This window comes from Amycolatopsis sp. DSM 110486 (assembly GCF_019468465.1).
GTDB lineage: Bacteria > Actinomycetota > Actinomycetes > Mycobacteriales > Pseudonocardiaceae > Amycolatopsis.
The window spans coordinates 5,853,308-5,872,510 of the sequence record NZ_CP080519.1 but is presented as its reverse complement, the minus strand read 5'-3'; the positions used below and the strand labels follow the sequence as shown (position 1 = coordinate 5,872,510).

Annotated in this window: 19 protein-coding genes; 8 read left to right on the top strand and 11 right to left on the bottom strand. The window is 71.1% G+C overall.

All coding sequences use genetic code 11. The annotated features are described in order from the left end of the window. Nucleotides 1-105: 105 nt before the first annotated feature. Both K1T34_RS28540 and K1T34_RS28535 read left to right on the top strand, forming a co-directional pair. On the top strand, nt 106-1,632 hold the full coding sequence (locus tag K1T34_RS28540) for a DEAD/DEAH box helicase (protein WP_220237857.1): 1,527 nt from the start codon (nt 106-108) through the stop codon (nt 1,630-1,632). A 99-nt stretch (nt 1,633-1,731) separates the two neighbouring features. Further along, a complete protein-coding gene (locus tag K1T34_RS28535) occupies nt 1,732-2,907 on the top strand; it encodes an 8-amino-7-oxononanoate synthase (protein WP_220237856.1) in 1,176 nt (391 codons plus the stop codon). Here K1T34_RS28535 and K1T34_RS28530 read toward each other — a convergent pair. Both K1T34_RS28530 and K1T34_RS28525 read right to left on the bottom strand, forming a co-directional pair. After that, nucleotides 2,904-3,356: a GNAT family N-acetyltransferase gene (locus K1T34_RS28530; protein WP_220237855.1), complete on the bottom strand. Its 453-nt coding sequence runs from the start codon at nt 3,354-3,356 to the stop codon at nt 2,904-2,906. The genes K1T34_RS28535 and K1T34_RS28530 overlap by 4 nt on opposite strands. Before the next feature lie 52 nt (nt 3,357-3,408). Continuing rightward, entirely contained in the window at nt 3,409-4,233 is an 825-nt protein-coding gene (locus K1T34_RS28525) for a trypsin-like serine protease (RefSeq protein WP_220237854.1), read from the bottom strand. Between the two features lie 185 nt (nt 4,234-4,418). Between K1T34_RS28525 and K1T34_RS28520 the strand changes: the two genes are divergently transcribed. Next, nucleotides 4,419-5,288: a M15 family metallopeptidase gene (locus K1T34_RS28520; RefSeq protein ID WP_220237853.1), complete on the top strand. Its 870-nt coding sequence runs from the start codon at nt 4,419-4,421 to the stop codon at nt 5,286-5,288. Between the two features lie 76 nt (nt 5,289-5,364). Then, nucleotides 5,365-6,759 carry a mycothione reductase gene (locus K1T34_RS28515; protein WP_220237852.1) on the top strand — a complete coding sequence of 465 codons (1,395 nt, stop codon included), beginning with the start codon at nt 5,365-5,367 and terminating at the stop codon, nt 6,757-6,759. Nucleotides 6,760-6,822: 63 nt separating this feature from the next. On the opposite strand, the gene K1T34_RS28510 is transcribed toward K1T34_RS28515, so the two are convergent. Beyond that, on the bottom strand, nt 6,823-8,097 hold the full coding sequence (locus K1T34_RS28510) for an MFS transporter (RefSeq protein ID WP_255637653.1): 1,275 nt from the start codon (nt 8,095-8,097) through the stop codon (nt 6,823-6,825). 49 nt (nt 8,098-8,146) lie between these two features. On the opposite strand from K1T34_RS28510, the gene K1T34_RS28505 reads away from it, so the two are divergent. Both K1T34_RS28505 and K1T34_RS28500 read left to right on the top strand, forming a co-directional pair. Beyond that, entirely contained in the window at nt 8,147-8,836 is a 690-nt protein-coding gene (locus K1T34_RS28505) for a FadR/GntR family transcriptional regulator (RefSeq protein ID WP_220237850.1), read from the top strand. Between the two features lie 168 nt (nt 8,837-9,004). Further along, nucleotides 9,005-9,976 carry an SGNH/GDSL hydrolase family protein gene (locus tag K1T34_RS28500; RefSeq protein ID WP_255637652.1) on the top strand — a complete coding sequence of 324 codons (972 nt, stop codon included), beginning with the start codon at nt 9,005-9,007 and terminating at the stop codon, nt 9,974-9,976. On the opposite strand, the gene map is transcribed toward K1T34_RS28500, so the two are convergent. The 3 genes from map to K1T34_RS28485 all read right to left on the bottom strand — a co-directional run bounded on the left by map (nt 9,963) and on the right by K1T34_RS28485 (nt 13,586). Beyond that, nucleotides 9,963-10,820, bottom strand: a complete 858-nt coding sequence (map, locus tag K1T34_RS28495; RefSeq protein WP_220237848.1) for a type I methionyl aminopeptidase — start codon at nt 10,818-10,820, stop codon at nt 9,963-9,965. The genes K1T34_RS28500 and map overlap by 14 nt on opposite strands. An 18-nt stretch (nt 10,821-10,838) precedes the next feature. Next, nucleotides 10,839-12,662 carry a penicillin-binding transpeptidase domain-containing protein gene (locus K1T34_RS28490; protein WP_220237847.1) on the bottom strand — a complete coding sequence of 608 codons (1,824 nt, stop codon included), beginning with the start codon at nt 12,660-12,662 and terminating at the stop codon, nt 10,839-10,841. Between the two features lie 69 nt (nt 12,663-12,731). Beyond that, entirely contained in the window at nt 12,732-13,586 is an 855-nt protein-coding gene (locus K1T34_RS28485) for a GNAT family N-acetyltransferase (protein ID WP_220237846.1), read from the bottom strand. Between the two features lie 80 nt (nt 13,587-13,666). Between K1T34_RS28485 and K1T34_RS28480 the strand changes: the two genes are divergently transcribed. After that, nucleotides 13,667-13,873 (top strand): DUF4177 domain-containing protein, encoded by a 207-nt coding sequence (locus K1T34_RS28480; protein WP_220237845.1) that lies wholly within the window; start codon nt 13,667-13,669, stop codon nt 13,871-13,873. A gap of 9 nt (nt 13,874-13,882) precedes the next feature. Here K1T34_RS28480 and K1T34_RS28475 read toward each other — a convergent pair whose 3' ends face one another. After that, nucleotides 13,883-14,281, bottom strand: coding sequence for a VOC family protein (locus tag K1T34_RS28475; protein WP_220237844.1), 399 nt, complete (start codon nt 14,279-14,281; stop codon nt 13,883-13,885). After that, entirely contained in the window at nt 14,278-15,102 is an 825-nt protein-coding gene (locus tag K1T34_RS28470) for an AraC family transcriptional regulator (RefSeq protein WP_220237843.1), read from the bottom strand. The genes K1T34_RS28475 and K1T34_RS28470 overlap by 4 nt, the downstream gene beginning before the upstream one ends. A gap of 75 nt (nt 15,103-15,177) precedes the next feature. On the opposite strand from K1T34_RS28470, the gene K1T34_RS28465 reads away from it, so the two are divergent. Next, complete coding sequence (locus K1T34_RS28465) at nt 15,178-15,432, top strand: hypothetical protein (RefSeq protein ID WP_220237842.1); 255 nt, start codon at nt 15,178-15,180, stop codon at nt 15,430-15,432. A gap of 50 nt (nt 15,433-15,482) precedes the next feature. On the opposite strand, the gene ispG is transcribed toward K1T34_RS28465, so the two are convergent. The 3 genes from ispG to dxr form a co-directional block, all read right to left on the bottom strand. Beyond that, a complete protein-coding gene (gene ispG / locus K1T34_RS28460; protein ID WP_220237841.1) occupies nt 15,483-16,634 on the bottom strand; it encodes a flavodoxin-dependent (E)-4-hydroxy-3-methylbut-2-enyl-diphosphate synthase in 1,152 nt (383 codons plus the stop codon). Nucleotides 16,635-16,752: 118 nt separating this feature from the next. Beyond that, complete coding sequence (locus K1T34_RS28455; RefSeq protein ID WP_220237840.1) at nt 16,753-17,976, bottom strand: RIP metalloprotease; 1,224 nt, start codon at nt 17,974-17,976, stop codon at nt 16,753-16,755. A gap of 3 nt (nt 17,977-17,979) precedes the next feature. After that, complete coding sequence (gene dxr / locus K1T34_RS28450) at nt 17,980-19,185, bottom strand: 1-deoxy-D-xylulose-5-phosphate reductoisomerase (protein ID WP_220237839.1); 1,206 nt, start codon at nt 19,183-19,185, stop codon at nt 17,980-17,982. Nucleotides 19,186-19,203: the final 18 nt, after the last annotated feature.

Genomic DNA, 19,203 nt, shown 5'->3' with positions numbered 1-19,203 from the left:
GCGCGCCGGGTCCGTCCCTGTGAAAGCCCATTGCACACCATCTTGCCCTGCCTGCGAGCGGGCAGCCCGGGCCTCCTTGCGACGTGCCACGTCCGAGAGGCATAAGTGACAGTCACGTTCAACTCCGGCCATTCCGCTGCGTCGTCCCACTCAGGGCCGGGCCGCGGGGACCGTCCCGACCGCAAGCCGCGGCAGCGCCCGGCTCGCGAAGACTTCCTTCGCGACGACACCGTCGAGACGGTGGCCACCAAGACCTTCGCCGAGCTCGGTCTGCCCGACGAGCTACTGCGCGCGCTGGCGGAGGCCGGCATCAACTCGCCGTTCCCGATCCAGTCGGCGACGATTCCCGACGCGCTCGCGGGCCGCGACGTGCTGGGCCGCGCCCAGACCGGTTCCGGCAAGACGCTGGCGTTCGGCCTGGCCATCCTGGCCCGGCTCAACGGCGGCAAGGCCCGCCCGAAGCACCCCCGCGCGCTCGTGCTGGTGCCGACCCGCGAGCTGGCCATGCAGGTGGCCGACTCGCTGACCCCGCTCGCCAAGTCGCTCGGCCTGTGGTGCCGCACGGCCGTCGGCGGCATGGCCTTCACCCGTCAGGCCGACGCGCTTTCGCGTGGTGTCGACCTGCTCATCGCCACCCCGGGCCGGTTGTCGGACCACGTCCGGCAGGGCACCGCGTCGCTGAGCGACTGCAACTTCATCGCGCTCGACGAGGCCGACCAGATGGCCGACATGGGCTTCATGCCGCAGGTGCGGGAGATCCTCGACCTCACCCCGCCGCGCGGCCAGCGGCTGCTGTTCTCGGCGACGCTCGACGGTGACGTCAACAAGCTGGTGAAGCAGTACCTCGCCGACCCGGTCACGCACTCGGTCGCGCCGTCGACCGCGAGCGTGGACACCATGGACCACCACGTGCTCCAGGTGTCGCACCAGGACAAGCAGGACATCGTCACGCAGATCGGTGCCCGCGAGGGCCGCACGATCATGTTCGTGCGCACCAAGCACCACGTCGACCGCCTCACCGAGCGGCTGCGTGAGCAGGGTGTGCACGCGGCGGCGCTGCACGGTGGCAAGACCCAGGGACAGCGCAACCGCGTGCTGGCCGACTTCAAGGAAGGCCACACTCCGGTGCTGGTCGCCACGGACGTCGCCGCGCGCGGCATCCACGTGGACGACATCTCCCTGGTACTGCACGTGGACCCGGCCGCGGACCACAAGGACTACCTGCACCGCGCGGGCCGCACGGCGCGCGCTGGTGCGTCGGGTGTTGTCGTCACGCTGGTGACGCACGACCAGAAGCGCACCGTCCGCCGGATGACCGACCGGGCCGGCGTGCGCGCCGAGACCACGGTGGTCCGCCCGGGCGACGCGGAGCTCTCGCGCATCACGGGTGCGCAGGAGCCGAGCGGCGAGCCGGTGATCGAGCGTCGCCGCGAGTCGCCGCGCCGCAGCGGTGGCCGTGGCTTCGGCGGTGGCCGCGAGCGAGGTGAGCGCAGCTACGGCGAGAACCGCGACCGCGGTGGTTACGGTTCGCGCGAAGGCCGCCCGAGCTTCGGTGGCCGTGGGCGGTCCGGCAACGGTTCGGGTCGCCCGCAGCGCCCGGGTCGTCCGCAGCGCCGTGGTTACGACAGCTGAGTTTCCGTTCGAGAAAAAGCCCCGCCTTCGTGCGGGGCTTTTTCTTTGTGTGGCAGGGCCCACGGTTTCGCGCGTGACACGGGTGGGACACTGCGGGACGTGAATGCCATCCCGCAGCTGCCGCCCGAGAACGTCTTCGACTGGCTCGACACCGAGGCCGAGAAGCGCGCGGAAGCGGGTTTGGTGCGGCGGCTGCGGGCCCGGCCCGCGCAGACGGACGAGCTCGACCTCGCCGGCAACGACTACCTCGGCCTGGCCCGCGACAAGCGCGTCGTCGGCGCCGCCGCGGCCGCCGCCATGCGCTGGGGCGCGGGCGCCACGGGTTCGCGGCTCGTCACCGGGTCGACCGAGCTGCACGCCGAGCTGGAGCTCGAGCTGGCGCGCTTCTGCGGCGCCCAGGCGGCGCTGGTGTTCTCCTCGGGCTTCGCCGCGAACCTCGGCGCGGTGACGGCGCTGTCCGGCGCCGAATCGGCGATCGTGACCGACAAGTACATCCACGCGTCGCTCATCGAAGGCTGCCGCCTGTCGCGCGCCGACGTGGCGGCCGTGGCCCACGCGACGCCGTCGGCGATCCAGCACGCGCTGTCCACGCGCCGCAAGCCGCGCGCCCTCGTGGTCACGGACTCGGTGTTCTCCGTCGACGGCGACCTCGCCCCGCTGGGCGAGCTCGCGGAAATCTGCCGCGGCGCGGGTGCCGCCCTGCTGGTCGACGACGCCCACGGCTTCGGCGTCCTCGGCGAAGGCGGCCGAGGCGCCGTCCACGCGGCCGGTCTGTCCGCCTCGCCGGACGTCGTCACCACCCTGACGCTGTCCAAGTCCCTCGGCGCCCAGGGCGGCGCCGTCGTCGGCCCGCGGCGCGTGATCAAGCACCTCGTGGATACGGCGCGGAGCTTCATCTTCGACACCGCCCTCGCGCCCGCCAGCGTCGCCGCCGCGCTGACGGCGCTGAACGTGCTCAAGGCCGACCCTTCGCTGCCCACGAAGGTGACCGAAAACGCGGGCACCATCGCCATGCAGCTCAAGGCGGCCGGCCTGCGAGCCAGCCTCCCGGACGCCGCGGTGATCTCGGTGCAGGCCCCGTCCGCCGAGGCCGCCGTCACGTGGGCCGAGTCCTGCGCCGACCAGGGCATCCGTGTCGGCTGCTTCCGCCCGCCGTCCGTCCCGGACGGCATCTCGCGCCTGCGCCTCACCGTCCGCGCCGACCTCACCGAAGCAGACGTGGATCGCGCGGTGAAGGTCATCACCGCGACGGCACCGCTAGGGGCGGCTTCTTAGGAGCCGGCAGGGTCCTTCGCGACACGGCGCATGGTGATGTGCGGGATGCCGTCGTCGAGGAACTCGTCGCCTTCGGCCACAAAGCCGAAGCGGGCGTAGAGGGCCTGGGCGTACGTCTGCGCGTCCAGGACAAACTCGCCCGTCGCGCCGGCCAGCGCGGCCTCCATCAGCGACGCCGCGAGGCCACGACCGCGGGCTGAAACGGCCGTGACGACGCGGCCGATGCGGGAGACGTCATCCGGGTCGGCGAGGACGCGCAGGTACGCCGTGACCTCGCCGGCGGAGTCCGTGAACCACAGGTGCCGCGTCGACGGGAGCAGGTCACGCCCGTCGACGTCGCCGTAGGCGCATTCCTGCTCGACGACGAACACGTCGGCGCGCAGGCGGAGGACGGCGTAGAGCTGGGCGGCGGTGAGTTCGGGGCCGGTCGCGTGGTGCGGGGTCGTCACGACCCCTGCTTAACACAGCTCAGCCGAGGACCCGCGGCGGGGACTGCACAGCTCAGCCCAGGATCCGCGCCTGCGACTGCGCCACGATGTCGTCGGCGTACGTCGACACACGGGTGTACACGCCGGGCTTGCCGGCCTTCGCGCAGCCGTCGCCGAAGGAGACGATGCCGATGAGGGTGTCGCCGACCACGAGGGGACCACCGGAGTCGCCCTGGCAGGCGTCGATGCCGCCGTCCGGGTAGCCGGCGCAGACCATGCTCGACGGGTCGTACGTGTCGTAGGCCGTCTTACACGTGGAGTCGCTGACGAGCGGCACGACTGCGCTGCGCAGGTAGTCGGAGCGGTCGCCGCCGTCGGCGACGCGGCCCCAGCCGAGGACGGTGGCCTGCGTGCCGGTGTCGTAGGCCGCGCGGTCGCTCGCGGACGCCACCCTCGCCGGCCGGTAAGGCAGCTGGCCCCGCACGCTCAGCACCGCGACGTCGGCGCCCTTCGTCGGGTCGGAGAAGTCCGGATCGACCCACTCGCGCGACACGGTGAGCACCACGCCGTCGCTCGTGCGCTTGTCCTGGCGGCCCGCGACAACGCGAACATCGGTGCGGGGCAAGGCTTTCGCGCAGTGCGCGGCTGTCGCGACCGCCGTGGAGCTCACGATCACGGCGCCGCAGAACTGGTTCCCGTTCTGGTCGGCGAGGTACACCGCGTACGGGTGGTCGGAAAGCGTGGCCTCGTCTCCGCCGACGATCCGCGGCTGCGCGCCGGAGGGCGGCGTGGGCGCGTCCTGTGCCGACGCCGTGCTGACCGCGATCGGCACCGTCACCGCGGTCACGAGCAGGGCCCCGGCCGCGAGAAGGAGCGGGCGGCGGAACTTGGCGGGCATGGGATTCCCCTTCGGCATTCGACCAGGACATTCGGCAAAAGCAAGGACATTCGGCAAGAGCAGGCAGCGGGATCGCGGCGCGTGAACGAGCAGCCGCGATTACCCTAAACGGAGCAGGCCCGAAATGGTGTCACTGGAACGGGTGGACTCAGCGCTCACGGAGCGCGTTTGATTGGCTTGGTTCCATGCGACGGAGAGCGACGGCCGCGGCCGGCACCCTGATCACGTTCCTGCTGGTCGGCTGCAGCACGCCGGCCCCGACGGCACCTTCGGTCCCGCCCGGAACGCCGTCACCGAGCGCGACGAGCCGGACGAGCGCGGCACTCCCGACAACCCGGACAGCGACGAGCACCCCGCCCGTCACCTGGCAGGTGGGTGCACGCCCGCTCCCCCGCCGTTCCGACGGCTTCGGCGAGATCCTCCCGACTCCACCCGAACTGGTGAACCGCGCCCTGCCGACGCGCGACTTCCTGCCGCCGCCGGCCGGCACCACCTACACGTCGAAGATCGTCCCCGTCCCCGCCGACGTGCTCGCCCGCAGCACCTGGCAGGCCGGGTGCCCGGTGAAGTCGACGGACCTGCGCTACGTCACGCTCTCCTTCTGGGGCTTCGACGGCCGCGCCCACACCGGCGAACTGCTCGTGAACCGCACCGGCGCGCAGGCCGTCGTCACCGCGTTCGGCAAGCTCTTCGCGCAGCGGTTCCCCCTCGAAGAAATGCGCGTGACCAGCCCCGAGGAGCTCGACGCGCCACCCACCGGCGACGGCAACGACACGAGCGCCTTCGTCTGCCGGCCCGTCCGCGGCGAGACGAATTGGTCCGCCCACGCGTACGGGCTGGCCGTGGACGTGAACCCGTTCTGCAACCCGTACACGAAGGGACCGCTGGTACTGCCGGAGCTGGCGTCGGCCTACCTGGACCGCTCGCGCGTGCGGCCGGGCATGGTTGTCGCGGGCGGACCGGTCGTGCGCGACTTCGCCGCCGTCGGCTGGAGCTGGGGCGGCGCGTGGACCTCGCCGGTCGACCGGATGCACTTCACAGCCACGGGGCATTGATCGCGGGAACACCCTGTGCGGCCGCGCAGTTGACTAGGCTGGGGAACGCCCGTTCTACGGCTTTCGGAGGAAGACTGTGCCGCACTACGACCTGGTGATCGTCGGGACCGGATCGGGGAACTCGATCCTCGACTCGCGCTTCGCCGACCTGAAGACGGCGATCGTCGAGAAGGGGACGTTCGGCGGCACGTGCCTCAACGTGGGCTGCATCCCGACCAAGATGTTCGTCTATGCCGCAGACGTGGCCGCGACGCCTTCGCACAGCTCCCGCTACGGCGTGGACGAGGAGCTCAAGGGCGTGCGCTGGCCCGAGATCCGCGACCGCGTCTTCGGGCGCATCGACCCGATCGCCGCGGGTGGCGCGGAGTACCGGAAGAACCACGAGGACAACAAGAACGTCGACGTCTACCAGGGCGAAGGCCGCTTCACCGGAACGAAGGAGCTGCGCGTCAGCTTCACCGACGGGCGGCCCGACGAGGTGCTCACGGCCGACCGCTTCGTGCTCGCCGCAGGCGGGCGCCCGGTCGTGCCGGACGTCCCGGGCCTCGAGGAGACCGGCTACCACACCTCCGACACGATCATGCGGCTCGACGCGCTGCCCCGCCGCATCACCATCCTCGGCGGCGGCTACATCGCGGCGGAGTTCGCGCACGTGTTCGCGTCGTTCGGCGTGGACGTGACCGTGGTCCTTCGCTCGGGCGCGATGCTGCGCGGCGAAGACGAGGACGTGAGCGCCCGATTCACCGAGCTGGCCGCGGAACGCTTCGACCTGCGCCGTGACCGCAAGATCCTGCGCGCGCACCGCGAAGCCACCGGTGCGGTGCTGGAGCTCGAAGGCCCGCAGGGCGCCGAGACGCTGGAGAGCGACCTCATCCTGGTCGCTATCGGCCGTACGCCGAACTCCGACGTGCTCGACGTCGCGGCCACCGGCGTCACCACGAAGGCCAGCGGCCACGTGGCCGTGGACGACCACCAGGAGACGGTGGTGCCGGGCATCTACGCGCTCGGGGACATGTCGTCGCCGTACGAGCTGAAGCACGTCGCGAACCACGAAAGCCGTGTGGTGCAACACAACCTGCTGCACCCGGACGACCGCATCAAGGCCGACCACCGCTTCGTGCCGCACGCGATCTTCACCTCGCCGCAGATCGCCTCGGTGGGCCTGACGGAACAGGACGCGCGCGCTCGCGGCGTGTCCTACGTCGTGTCCAAACAGGACTACGCCGGCATCGCCTACGGCTGGGCCATGGAGGACACGACGGGCTTCGCGAAGCTCCTCGCCGACCCCGCCACCGGCCAGCTGCTGGGCGCGCACATCATCGGCCCGCAGGCCTCGTCGGTCATCCAGCCGCTCATCCAGGCCATGAGCTTCGGCCTCGACGCCCACACCATGGCGCGCGGCCAGTACTGGATCCACCCGGCGATGCCGGAGCTGATCGAGAACGCGCTGCTGAACCTGCCGCTGGACTGAGAATCTCGATACGCGAAAGGCCTCCCCGTTTTGACCGAGCGGGGAGGCCTTTCGCGTATCGGGTCAGACGTAGCGCGGACGCCCCGCCAGGACGCCGAAGAACATCTGCGCGCACATCACCACGATGAGCACGATCAGCGACACCGACCAGCTGCCCGTCGCGTTGTGGAGGAGACCGAAGACGAACGGGCCGACGGCCGCGAGCAGGTAGCCGTAGCCCTGGGCCATGCCGGACAGGCGCGCGGTGTCGGCGCCGGTGCGGGCGCGCAGGGCGATGACGGTGAGGGCGAGTGAGAAGACGCTCATGCCGATGCCGATGAGCACGCTCCACAGCAGCGGCGACGCGGCCGGCGCCACGAGCAGGCCGGCCATCCCGGCCAGGCCGCACAGGCCCATGCCGAGGATCCACCAGCTCTGCGTGCCCTGCCGTGCCGCGATGGGCGGGATGACGAGGCTGATCGGCACAGCGATCACGGAGATCAGGCCCAGCAGCAGGCCGGCGTCGCCCTTGCTGACGCCGGAGTCGATGAAAACCTGCGGGAGCCAGCCCATGACCACGTAAGCGATGAACGACTGCAGGCCGAAGAAGATCGTGACGATCCACGCGAGCGGGCTGCGCATGAGCGACCGTCCACCGCCGGTCGACGCGGCCGGCTTGGGTGCGCGGCCGGTGCCGCGCGTGGCGAAGAGCCAGACGGCCAGCGCGAGCGCGCCCAGCACGGCCCACGAGCCGAGCGACAGGCGCCAGCCGCCGAACGCCGTCTCCAGGGGTGGGCTCGCGGCGGACCCCGCGGCGCCGCCGCCTTGCAGCGCGGCCGTGTAGACGCCGGTCATCATGCCGACGCGCGCCGGGAAGGAGTCCTTGATCACCACGGGGATGAGGACGTTGATCAGCGCGATGCCGGCTGTCGCGACGAGGGTGCCGCCGAGGACCACGAGCTGACCGTCGACGACGCGCAGTACCAGCCCGGCCGTGAGCACCGCCAGCGCGAACCCGATCGCCGAGCCGATGCCAAACCGGCGCGAAAGAAGCGGCGCCGTGAGGCCCGCGCCGGCGAAACACAGGCCGGGCAACGTCGTCAGCACGCTCGCCCAGATCGCCGACGCGCCGAGGCTGCCGCGCATCTCCGCGAGCAGCGGGCCGACGCTCGTGATGGCCGGGCGCAGGTTCAGCGCCGTGAGCACCACAGCGACGGCGAGCAGCGCGCCACCCGCGATCACCCCGGGCCGGCGCACGCCGCCAGGCGTCTCTTCCTCGATGCCGCCTTCGAGTTCGAGCTCGAGGCGGTCGGAGTAAGAGGCGGGGCGTGGGGTGGGATCCCAGGAATCGACGGACACGTCCGCTACTATCGCATACATAGGATGATTGGATGAAGGGATTAATCCTGTGCCTCTCGCCACCACCCGGCGCGCGGGCCTGGTCGACCAGGTCATCGACCAGCTGCGCGACGCGATCGCACAGGGGGAATGGCCGGTCGGACAGCGCATCCCCACCGAGCCCGCGCTGGTCGCCCAGCTCGGCGTCGGGCGTAACACCGTGCGCGAGGCTGTCCGCGCGCTCGCACACACCGGCATCCTCGAAGTCCGCCAGGGCGACGGCACGTACGTCCGCGCCACGAGCGAGGTCTCCGGCGCACTGAGGCGCCTGTGCGGCACCGAGCTGCGCGAGGTCCTGCAGGTCCGCCGCACCCTGGAGGTCGAAGGCGCGCGCCTGGCCGCCACCGCCCGCACCGACACCGAGGTCGAGAGTCTGCGCGTGCTGCTGCAACAGCGGGACACCGACCAGCTCGACGGCCGCGTCGACGACTTCGCCCGCACCGACGCGGAGTTCCACCTCGAAATCGTCCGATGTGGACACAACGGCCTGCTGTTCGAGCTCTACCGCGGCCTGATGGAGGCGATCACCGCCAGTGTCGCGTCCACCTACGACCACCCGGACCACGCCGAGATCGCCCAGCACCGCGCCATCGTCGACGCCATCGAAGCTCGCGACCCGGCCCGCGCAGCCCAGGCGGCCGGCGACTTCCTCGACGAAATCCTGGCGCGGGCCGAGGAAAGCGGACAAACGGCGGACTAGGGACTCCTAGACACCGCTCCCCCGATGTCACCGCCGGTTCCCGGCCCGGCCGAGGGGCCTCCCCCACCCGCGGGACTCTTGAACGTGAAAGTGACTCACATAAGTTGCGGACTTGTCCGGACCACGCGAAAGTCTGATCACCATCCGTCGGACGGAGAGGTCAGGCCCGTGCGCCGTTCGCCCCTTGTCGTGTTGCTCGTGGTCGCCGGGCTGGTCGCCGGTGCCGCCGCCGCGGCCGCCAGTACTCCGTCGTTCCGCAAGTACGTCGCCCTCGGCGACTCGTACACCGCCGGGCCGCTGATCCCGTGGCAGCAGGCCAGCTGGTGCTTCCGCTCGAACAACAACTACCCGTCCTGGCTCGCGACGCGGCTGGGGATCTACGACGCGGACGGCGCGTTCACCGACGTCAGCTGCTCGTCGGCCGACACGTCGAACATGACGCAGCCGCAGGTCACGCCGTCGCCGAGCATTCCGCTGTCCACACAGCAGCCGCAGTTCGACGCGCTGCACGCCGACACCGACCTGGTCACCATCGGCATCGGCGGCAACGACGACAGCGTCTTCGGCGACCTCACCGGCACCTGCCCGACGCTGCGCGCCGACGACCCGACCGGTGCGCCCTGCCAGGCGCACTACACCGTGAACGGCGTCGACACCATGGCCGGCGCGGTGCAGGCGACCGGCCGCAACGTCGCGAAGGTCGTGCAAGGCGTGAAGGACCGCGCGCCCGCCGCGACGATCGTGCTCGTCGGCTACCCGCGCCTGCTGCCGCCCACGGGCACGTGCCCGAGCGTGATCCCGTTCGCCGACGGCGACTACGCGTGGGCAGACAGCATCGAGCAGAAGCTCAACGCCGCCATCGAAGGAGCGGCGCGCAGCGAAGGCGTGCACTTCGTCGACACTTACAGCCCCAGCCTCGGCCACGACGCGTGCGCCGGCGGCAAAGCATGGGTCAACGGCCAGAGCACGAACCTCTTCGAAGCCGTCGCCTACCACCCGTTCCGCTCCGGCATGGAGGCCGAGGCGAAGCTGATCGCCCAGGCGCTCGGCGTGCCCGCGAAGGGCACCAAGGCACCGGCTCCGCGCAGCAAGGCCGACCCGGCTCAGCTGGCCCGGACCGCGCACCTCACGGGAGCGTGAGGATCTCCGCGCCGTCGGCCGTGACCACGAGGGTGTGCTCGAACTGGGCCGTCCACTTCTTGTCCTTCGTGGTCACGGTCCAGTTGTCGTCCCACACGTCGTAGTCGATGGTGCCGAGGGTGATCATCGGCTCGATCGTGAAGGTCATGCCCTCTTCGATCAGCGTGTGGACCGAGGGCTCCTCGTAGTGCAGCACCGTCGGCGCGGTGTGGAACGCCGGGCCGACGCCGTGGCCGGTGAAGTCGCGGACCACGCCGTAGTCGAAGCGCTTCGCGTACGCCTCGATCACGCGGCCGATCACGTTCAGCTGCCGCCCGGGGCGCACCGCCTTGATCGCGCGCGCCGTGGCTTCGCGCGTGCGCTCGACGAGCAGCTTCGCCTCCTCGGAGACGTCGCCGGCGAGGAAGGTGGCGTTGCAGTCGCCGTGGACGCTGCCGATAAAAGCGGTGACGTCGATGTTGCAGATGTCGCCGTCCTCGATCAGGGTCGAGTCGGGGATGCCGTGGCAGATCACCTCGTTGAGCGAGGTGCAGCACGACTTCGGGAAGGCGCGGTAGCCCAGCGTCGACGGGTAGGCGTGGTGGTCGAGCAGGAACTCGTGCACGACCCTGTCGATGTCGTCGGTGGTCGCGCCGGGCTTGACGGCCTTGCCGCCCTCCTCGAGCGCCTGCGCGGCGATCCTCGACGCCACGCGCATCGCCTCGATCACCTCGGGCGTGCGCACGCCGTTGCCGGTGTCTCGCTTCGGCGCCGGCCGGTCGACGTACTCGGGGCGGGCGATGTCTGCGGGAACGGCGCGGCGCGGAGTCTGGACGCCGGGCTTCAACGGGGCACGAACGGACATGCCCTCCAGACTACGACGTCACTTCGCGGCCACGCCCGCGAGGAACCGGTGAGCGGCGTCGACGGCCGGTTTCGACGAGCCGGCGTCGGTGAGCAGCACCGCGAACGCCAGGTCGCCCTGGTAGCCGACGAACCAGCCGTGGGAGTGCGTGCCGTCGCCGAACTGGGCCGTGCCGGTCTTCCCGCGCACGTCCGGCAGGTCGCGCAGGGCGGTGGCCGTGCCGGTGGTGACGACGTCGCGCATCATCGAGCGCACGGCGTCCAGCACGTCCGGCCGCGGCGCCGGGCCGAGACCGCTCACCTTGGCGGGCCGGCCGCGCACCAGCGACGGCGAGGGGACCTTTCCCGACTGCACGGCCGCGGCGGCGAGCGCCATCCCGAAGGGGCTCGTGACCACGGTCCCCTGCCCGAACCCGTTCTCCGCGCGCTGCACCACGGAATCGGCCTGCGGCGCGGACCCGGTGACGGTCGTGAGGCCGGGGATCACGAAGTCGGCGCCGATGCCGAGCGAGCGCGCGGCGTCGGTGAGCGCCGTCGGCGAGAGGTCGGCCGAAAGCTGGGCGAACGTCGTGTTGCACGACTGGGCGAACGCCCTCGCCAGCGGCACCGTGCCCAGGTCGAACCGGCCTTCGTTGGGCACCACGCGGCCGGCGAACGTCACCGTGCCCGGGCAGGCGACCGGCGAGTCGACCTTCACGCGGCCGGCCGTGAGCGCGGCCGTCGCGGTGACGATCTTGAACGTCGACCCCGGCGGGAAGCGGCCGGTGAGCGCGAGCGGTCCCTGCTCGTCCGCGGGCTCGTTCTGCGCGACCGCCAGCAGCTGCCCGGTCGACGGCTGCAGCGCCACGATGGCGGCGGCGGTCTTCACCGGTGCGAGGGCCTTCTCGGCGGCGGTCTGGACGTGGGTGCTGAGCGTGCTCGTGACGGCCGGCGAGTCCTTGGGCGGCACGGCGTAGAGCTCGCTGGCCTCGCTGCCGGTGACGTCGAGCGAGACGATCCGCCAGCCCGCGCCGCCCGCGGCTTGCTGTTCGACCATCGAGCGCAGGGCGGGCAGGATCTGGCGGCCGGTGTCGCGGTCGTCGGGCAGGAGGCGTTCCTGGCTCGTGAAGCGGACGCCGGGCAGGTCGTAGATGGTGGGCTTGACTTGCTCGTAGTCGGTGTCGCGCAAGGAAAGCACGGGGTAGGAGGCGCCGGGTTTGGTGGCCTTGATGCCGTCGAGCACGGAGCGGCCGGTCACCGTGGGCTCGAAGCGGTGCAGCGCCGAGCCGAGCTTGCTGGCGACGGCCGTGGTGTTGCCGGTCTTCGCCGGGTCCACGACGACGCCGATCACGGTCTGCGGGCGCAGCAGGGGGAAGCCGTCGCGGTCGAGGACCGGCGCGGGCGCGGCCGGATCGGGCACGATCGCGATGCTCTGCGACGGCGCCAGCTGCGGGTGCACGACGGTGGGCTGCCAGTGCACCTGCCAGCCGTCCTCGGCCGAGCGCAGCTGCGCGTCGGAGGTGTAGCTCCAGCTGCGGCCCTTCGGGAGGTGCCAGGTGAGGCGGTAGCCGCCGGTGGCGTTGTCGCCCGACTGCTTCACCGTCTCGCCGGTCGCCTCGATCGACTCGGGCTTGAGCGCGGCGCGGACCTGGGTGAGCAGGGTCTTCGCGGCGTCGGGCGAGTCGGTGCGCGCGGCGGCCCCGGCGACGTCACCAGAGCTGACGGCGGTGAGGAAGGCGGCGAGCGTGTCTTCCGGGCCGTCGGACGAGAACAGGCCGCAGCCGGCGAGCGGCAGGACGGTCGCGACGGCGGCGGTCAGGGCCGCTGCGCGGTGTCGACGGTGCGGGTGCCGACCAGGTGCCATGCGTCGGATCGAACCAGCCCGGCGGGCGGGTCCGGGGCCGAAACGCCGACCCGGAAGGGCGAATCAGGTTCAGAACAGGACGGTCGCGTACTGGCCGACCTGCTGGAACCCGATCCGGCGGTACGCGGCGAGCGCGGGTGCGTTGAACGCGTTCACGTAGAGGCTCGCGGTGCGGCCGAGGCCGTGCACGAGCCGGTTGACGACCGCGGCCGTGCCCGCGGTGCCGAGGCCGCCGCTGCGGCGCGCCGGGTGCACCCACACGCCTTGGATCTGGCCGACGCCGGCCGACATCGCGCCGATCTCGGCCTTGAACACGACCTCACCGTCTTCGAACCGGGCGAACGCCCGTCCGGTGGCGATCAGCTCGCTCACGCGGGCGCGGTAGCTGGCGCCGCCGTCGCCACTGCGCGGGTCGACGCCCACCTCCTCGATGAACATCGCCACGGCTGCGGGCAGATAGCGGTCGAGCTCGTCCGGCCGCACCGCGCGCACATGCGGGTCGGCTTTGACGTGCGGGCTGCCGTCGAGCGCCATCAGCGGCTGGTCTCCCCGCACTTCGCGCGCGGGCCCCCACTCGCTCGAAAGCTCGTCCCACAACCCCAGCACCTGCTCGGCAGGCCCGACGAGCGACGAGCACGTGCGCTGCCTGCGCAACGCCCGGTCCGCGAACGACCGCAAGGCCGACGCGTTGCCGCGCAACGGAATCAGGTTCGGGCCGGCAAAACACAACCCCTGGAACCGCGTGGACCGCCCCGGGCGGCCGTCGGCGGCCCAGAGCTCGCCACCGAGCCGCCAAGGGTCGAGGCCCGCGGCCTCGACCCTGGCGCTGACCATGCAGCTGCTCACCGGGTCGGCGGCCAGCGCGGCGCGCACCGCTGGGTAGTCCCGATCGTCGAGCAGCCGTGCACCTGCAAGCCGCAACACAGTGTCCAGAGTGCCAGATGACGCGGATGAACGGAACGCAAGCCCACCGACACGCTCAGATGAACGGCACAATCGGACACATGCAGCGCTACACGTACAAGGTCGTCGAACTCCGCGAGAAGCTCATGGGCGGCAAAATGTCCGGTGACCGGCTCGAGAAGGTCCTCAACGACCATGCCGCCGACGGCTGGCAGCTCAAGACCATCACCTCCGCCGACGTGAAGGGCCGCGTCGGCCCCGGCTCCGTGGAAGGGCTCTTGGTGACCTTCGAACGACCGGTTCAGTAGGCGCCCGCCTCACGCTCCCCGGTAGGTGCCGATCGTCCAGCTGTTGCCCTCCGGGTCGCGCAGGCTGAAGGTGTGCGAGCCGTAGTCGGTGTCGTGCAGGTCGAGGGTGATGTCGGCGCCGGCGGCGCGCACGCGGGCGTGGATGGCGTCCACGTGGTCGGAGACGACGTAGACCGCGCCGGTGCCCGGTTTCATGGCGTCGTGGACCTCGTCGGCGGGGCCGCCGGTGCTGCCGAGCATCACGGCGCCGCCTTCGGGCCAGCGGAGCTCGGCGTGGCCGATGGCGCGCTCGGCGCCGCCGGGGACCACCAGCGTTTCCTCGAAGCCGAGGACGTCGACGAGGAAGCGCACGGCCGCGGGGGCGTCGTCGTAGCGAAGGGCGGGCCAGACTGTCGGTTGAGGTGTCATGCCCCCGAGTCTGGTTCCGGGGGCGCCGAGTCGTCTTGGAGGAACGGGAGCTCCTCAGCGATCCACGTCCGCGGCGAGCATCCCGCCAACGCCCGCCACTCGTTCGACAGGTGCGCCTGGTCGTAGTAGCCGGCCTCGACAGCCACCGAGGCCAGGTCCGGCGAACCCGCTCGCAACAGACGACCGGCGCGTTCGAAGCGCAACACCCGCGCCACCTGCTTCGGGGCCAGGCCGACCTCCGCGCGGAAGCGCTCACCGAAATGCCGCCGGCTCCAGCCGACCGAAGAAGCCAGGTCCGTCACCCGCACACCGCCCGAACGCACCCGCAGAAGCCGCCAAGCCTCCCCCAGCTCAGGAGCCGGAGGGGGCGCCGAAGCAGCCGAAGAAGCCAGCACCTCGTCCAGCACGGCAAACCGGGAAGGCCAATCCGCAGCTTCGAAAAGACGCGAAGGCAACAGCGCCCACGGCCGGCCGAACTCGGCGAGGTCCACAACCCGCCCGCTCAGCTCAGCCGCCGTCACGCCGAGCAGGGAACGCACGCCCAGCGGGTCCAGCTCCACGTGCAGGCCCCGCTGCACCCGGTCCTGCGTGATGAGCGCGGGTGAGGTGTGCAACCCGCCGACCAGGGCCTGCAGGGTGCCCTCGCCGGGCAGGCCGGCGAAGCGGATCGGCTGTTCCAGGCTGATGATCAGCGTCACGTGCCGGGACGGCAGGCCGCGATGAACCGACAACGTGACGTCGTCCTGGGCGTAGCCGATGTAGCGCGTGACCAGCGGCCGCAGCACCGGGTGCGGCAAGCGGGTGGCCCAGCTGTGACTCACCTGACCAGCGTAGGCCGCGAAGCACCGGTTTCTGCTACCACGGACAGCGGGGGCCACCGGAGAAAGGACGCGGGAGTGACGATCCAGGAGCAGGCCCAGCAGCTCGAACTGCTGGCCGACTCGGTGCCCACCGGCATCGCCCTCGCGACGAAGGGCGAGCTGGAGGACCTCCAGTCGCAGGTGCTCGGGCTGCTCGGCGAGACGTCCACCGCCACGTCCATCCAGGGCGCGATCCAGCTGGCCAGCCAGCAGATCGACGAGGTCGCCGCGGCCCTGGAGAACGTGCGCATGCAGATCAAGGACGCCGCCCAGCACCATCTGCAGGGCTGAAAAACCGGCCCCGCGACAAAGGCGGGGCCGGTTTCACAAAAGCCGAAAACTCAGCCGACCGTGACGCTCGGCGAACCCTCGCCGATGCCCTCGCCGGCTTCCTCGGCGATGCGCATGGCCTCTTCGATCAGGGTCTCCACGATCGCGTGCTCGGGCACGGTCTTGATGACCTCGCCCTTCACGAAGATCTGGCCCTTGCCGTTGCCGGACGCGACACCCAGGTCGGCCTCGCGGGCCTCGCCGGGGCCGTTGACGACGCAGCCCATGACCGCGACGCGCAGCGGGATCTCCATGCCCTCCAGACCGGCCGTGACCTGGTCGGCGAGCGTGTAGACGTCCACCTGCGCGCGACCGCACGACGGGCACGACACGATCTCCAGCTTGCGCGGGCGCAGGTTCAGCGACTGCAGGATCTGGTTGCCGACCTTCACCTCTTCGACCGGCGGCGCGGACAGCGACACGCGGATGGTGTCGCCGATGCCTTGGGTCAGCAGCGCGCCGAACGCGACGGCCGACTTGATCGTGCCCTGGAACGCCGGCCCGGCCTCGGTGACGCCGAGGTGCAGCGGGTACTCGCACTGCTCGGCGAGGATCTCGTAGGCGCGGACCATCACGACCGGATCGTTGTGCTTGACCGAGATCTTGATGTCGTGGAAGTCGTGCTCCGCGAAGAGCGAGGCCTCCCACATGGCCGACTCGGCCAGCGCCTCGGGCGTGGCCTTGCCGTACTTCTCGAGCAGCCGCTTGTCCAGCGAACCGGCGTTGACGCCGATCCGGATCGGCGTGCCGTGGTCCTTCGCGGCCTGCGCGATCTCTTTGACCTGGTCGTCGAACTTGCGGATGTTGCCCGGGTTCACGCGCACGGCGGCGCAGCCGGCCTCGATGGCGGCGAACACGTACTTGGGCTGGAAGTGGATGTCGGCGATCACCGGGATCTGCGACTTCTTCGCGATCGCGGGCAGCGCCTCGGCGTCGTCGGCGGACGGGCACGCGACACGGACGATGTCGCAGCCGGCGGCGGTGAGCTCGGCGATCTGCTGGAGGGTGGCGTTGACGTCGGAGGTCAGCGTCGTCGTCATCGACTGGACGGAGATGGGGAAGTCGCTGCCGACACCGACGGAACCCACGTGGAGCTGGCGGGTTTTGCGGCGCTCGGCGAGGACGGGGGGCGGCAGTGCGGGCATACCTAGCGCGACGGTCACGTCCTCAGCCTACCTACTCCATCCGGCCCTGCTTCAACGAAGTCAACCGTCACGGTGAGCAGCGTTACCCCCGGTCGGGGGCCCACCGGCCGGGTAGTGACCCGACCGGTGGGACCGGTTACTGCAAGCGAATCGGGTTCACGATGTCCGCTGTGACCGTCAGTAGAGTGATGCCGCCGCCGATGACGACGAGCACCATCGTGACGGCCGAAAGCTTGGTGTAGTCGACCGGTCCACCCGCCGCCTTGCCGCGCAGGCCGCGCAGCCAGTCGCGCACCTTCTCGTACCAGACGACGGCGATGTGCCCGCCGTCCAGCGGCAGCAGCGGCAGCAGGTTGAACACGCCGATGAAGAAGTTAAGGCTGGCCAGCAGGAAGAAGAAGATCTGCCACAGCCCCCGCTCCACGGCCTCGCCGCCGATCCGGCTCGCGCCGACGACGCTGACCGGGGTGTTCGGGTCGCGCTCGCCGCCGAAGATCGCGCTGACCACGGCCGGGATGCGCTCAGGGAACTCCACGAGGCGCTGCGCGGTCTGGGCGAACATGTCGCCGGTGAACGAGAACGTGGCGCCGATGCCGGTGAGGCCGTTGTAGTGCAGGTACGCGGGCGGGATCACGGTGGAGGCGCCCATCATGCCGACCTCGTGCACCTTGCCGTCGGTACCCATCCGCTGCACGCGCGGGATGTCCACGACCAGGTTCACGGTCTTGTCGCCGCGCTGCACGGAGATCGGCGTGGGGCCCTTCGCGGCCTGCACGACCTGCAGCACGTCGGTCCAGCTCGCGGTGGGCTTGCCCGCCACGGAGACGATCTTGTCGCCCGCCTTGATCCCGGCCGTCGCCGCCGGCGTCGGCGCGCCGGGCGGGCACGAGGTGTCGCTCAACTGCTGCGTGGTGGTGGCCGGGCGGGCGCACGACGTGCTCTGGATGACCGGCTGCACCGGCTCCGACGCGGCCGCGATGTTCGGCAGGCCCATCGTGATCGACATCAGGTAGAGCACGATGAAGCCGAGGATGAAGTGCGTGATCGAGCCCGCCGACATCACGACGGTGCGCTTCCACGTCTTGAACCGCCACATTGCGCGCGGCGCCTCGTCCGGGGTCACCTCGTCGAGCGCTGTCATGCCGGCGATGTCGCAGAACCCGCCGAGCGGGATCCACTTCGCGCCGTACTCGGTCTCGCCGCGGCGGAACGAGAAGATGGTGGGCCCGAAGCCGATGAAGTACCGGCGGACCTTCATGCCGAACATCTTGGCCGTGACCATGTGGCCGGCCTCGTGCAGCGCGACGGAGATGCAGATGCCCAGGGCGAACAGCACCACCCCGATGATGTAGGCGAGCACGCGCTACTTCCCCTTACCCAGCATCGATCCTGCGCGCCCTCGAGCCCAGTGCTCGGCGGCGAGTACATCCTCGACGTCGCGCGGTTCGCGACGCCATTCGTCGGCGGCTTCGACCACCTGGGAAACAGTGTCCACAATCGACGTGAAACCGGTGTTCTGCGCGAGGAACGCGGCCACGGCCTCCTCGTTCGCCGCGTTGTAGACGGCGGGCAGGCAGCCGCCCTCGGTGCCGACGTGGCGCGCCAGCTCGACCGCCGGGAACGCCTCGTTGTCGAGGGGCTCGAACGTCCAGCTCGCGGCCTTGTCCCACGAGCACGCCGCGGCGGCGCCGGGCACGCGCTCGGGCCAGTGCAGCGCGAGCGCGATCGGCAGCCGCATGTCGGGCGGGCTGGCCTGGGCGATCGTCGAGCCGTCGACGAACGTCACCATCGAGTGGATGATCGACTGCGGGTGCACGGTCACGTCGATGCGCGCGGGCTCGATGCCGAACAGCAGCGCGGCCTCGATCAGCTCCAGGCCCTTGTTGATGAGCGTGGCCGAGTTGATCGTGATGACCGGGCCCATGGACCACGTCGGGTGCGCCATGGCCTGCTCGATGGTCACATCGGAGAGGTCCTCGCGCTTCTTGCCGCGGAACGGCCCGCCCGACGCCGTGAGCACCAGGCGCGCGACCTCGTTGTCCCGGCCGGCGCGCAGGGCCTGCGCGATGGCCGAGTGCTCGGAGTCCACCGGCACGATCTGCCCCGGCTTCGCGGCCGCGAGCACGAGCGGCCCGCCCGCGATGAGCGACTCCTTGTTGGCCAGCGCGAGCGTCGAGCCGGTGGCCAGGGCTTTGAGCGTGGGCTGAAGGCCCTGCGACCCGGGCAGGGCGTTGAGCACGACGTCGACGTTCACCGCGTCGATGAGCTCCGTCACGGCGTCGGCGCCGGCGAAGATGCGCGGGATGCGGAACTCGCCCCGGGAGTAGCCGCGCCGCTGCGCCTCCGCGTACAACGCGAGCTGCAGGTCTTCCACCACCGTCGGGCGGCTCACGGCCACGGCCTCCACGCCGTGGGCCAGGGCCTGCGCGGCGAGCGCCTGCGGGTCGGAGCCACCGGCGGCGATGCCCGCGACGGTGAACAGGTGGGGGTTACGAGCGGTGACGTCGAGGGCCTGGGCTCCGACGGACCCGGTCGAGCCGAGCACGAGGACGCTTCGCGAGGTAGTCATCGCACGCCATTATCGCCC

What these genes read in the sequence shown, in the direction of transcription:
- K1T34_RS28475 (WP_220237844.1), bottom strand. Translation starts at nt 14,281, where the DNA reads ATGACACCTCAACCGACAGTCTGGCCCGCCCTTCGCTACGACGACGCC.
- K1T34_RS28480 (WP_220237845.1), top strand. Translation starts at nt 13,667, where the DNA reads ATGCAGCGCTACACGTACAAGGTCGTCGAACTCCGCGAGAAGCTCATG.
- map (WP_220237848.1), bottom strand. Translation starts at nt 10,820, where the DNA reads ATGTCCGTTCGTGCCCCGTTGAAGCCCGGCGTCCAGACTCCGCGCCGC.
- dxr (WP_220237839.1), bottom strand. Translation starts at nt 19,185, where the DNA reads ATGACTACCTCGCGAAGCGTCCTCGTGCTCGGCTCGACCGGGTCCGTC.
- K1T34_RS28520 (WP_220237853.1), top strand. Translation starts at nt 4,419, where the DNA reads ATGCGACGGAGAGCGACGGCCGCGGCCGGCACCCTGATCACGTTCCTG.
- K1T34_RS28490 (WP_220237847.1), bottom strand. Translation starts at nt 12,662, where the DNA reads ATGGCACCTGGTCGGCACCCGCACCGTCGACACCGCGCAGCGGCCCTG.
- K1T34_RS28525 (WP_220237854.1), bottom strand. Translation starts at nt 4,233, where the DNA reads ATGCCCGCCAAGTTCCGCCGCCCGCTCCTTCTCGCGGCCGGGGCCCTG.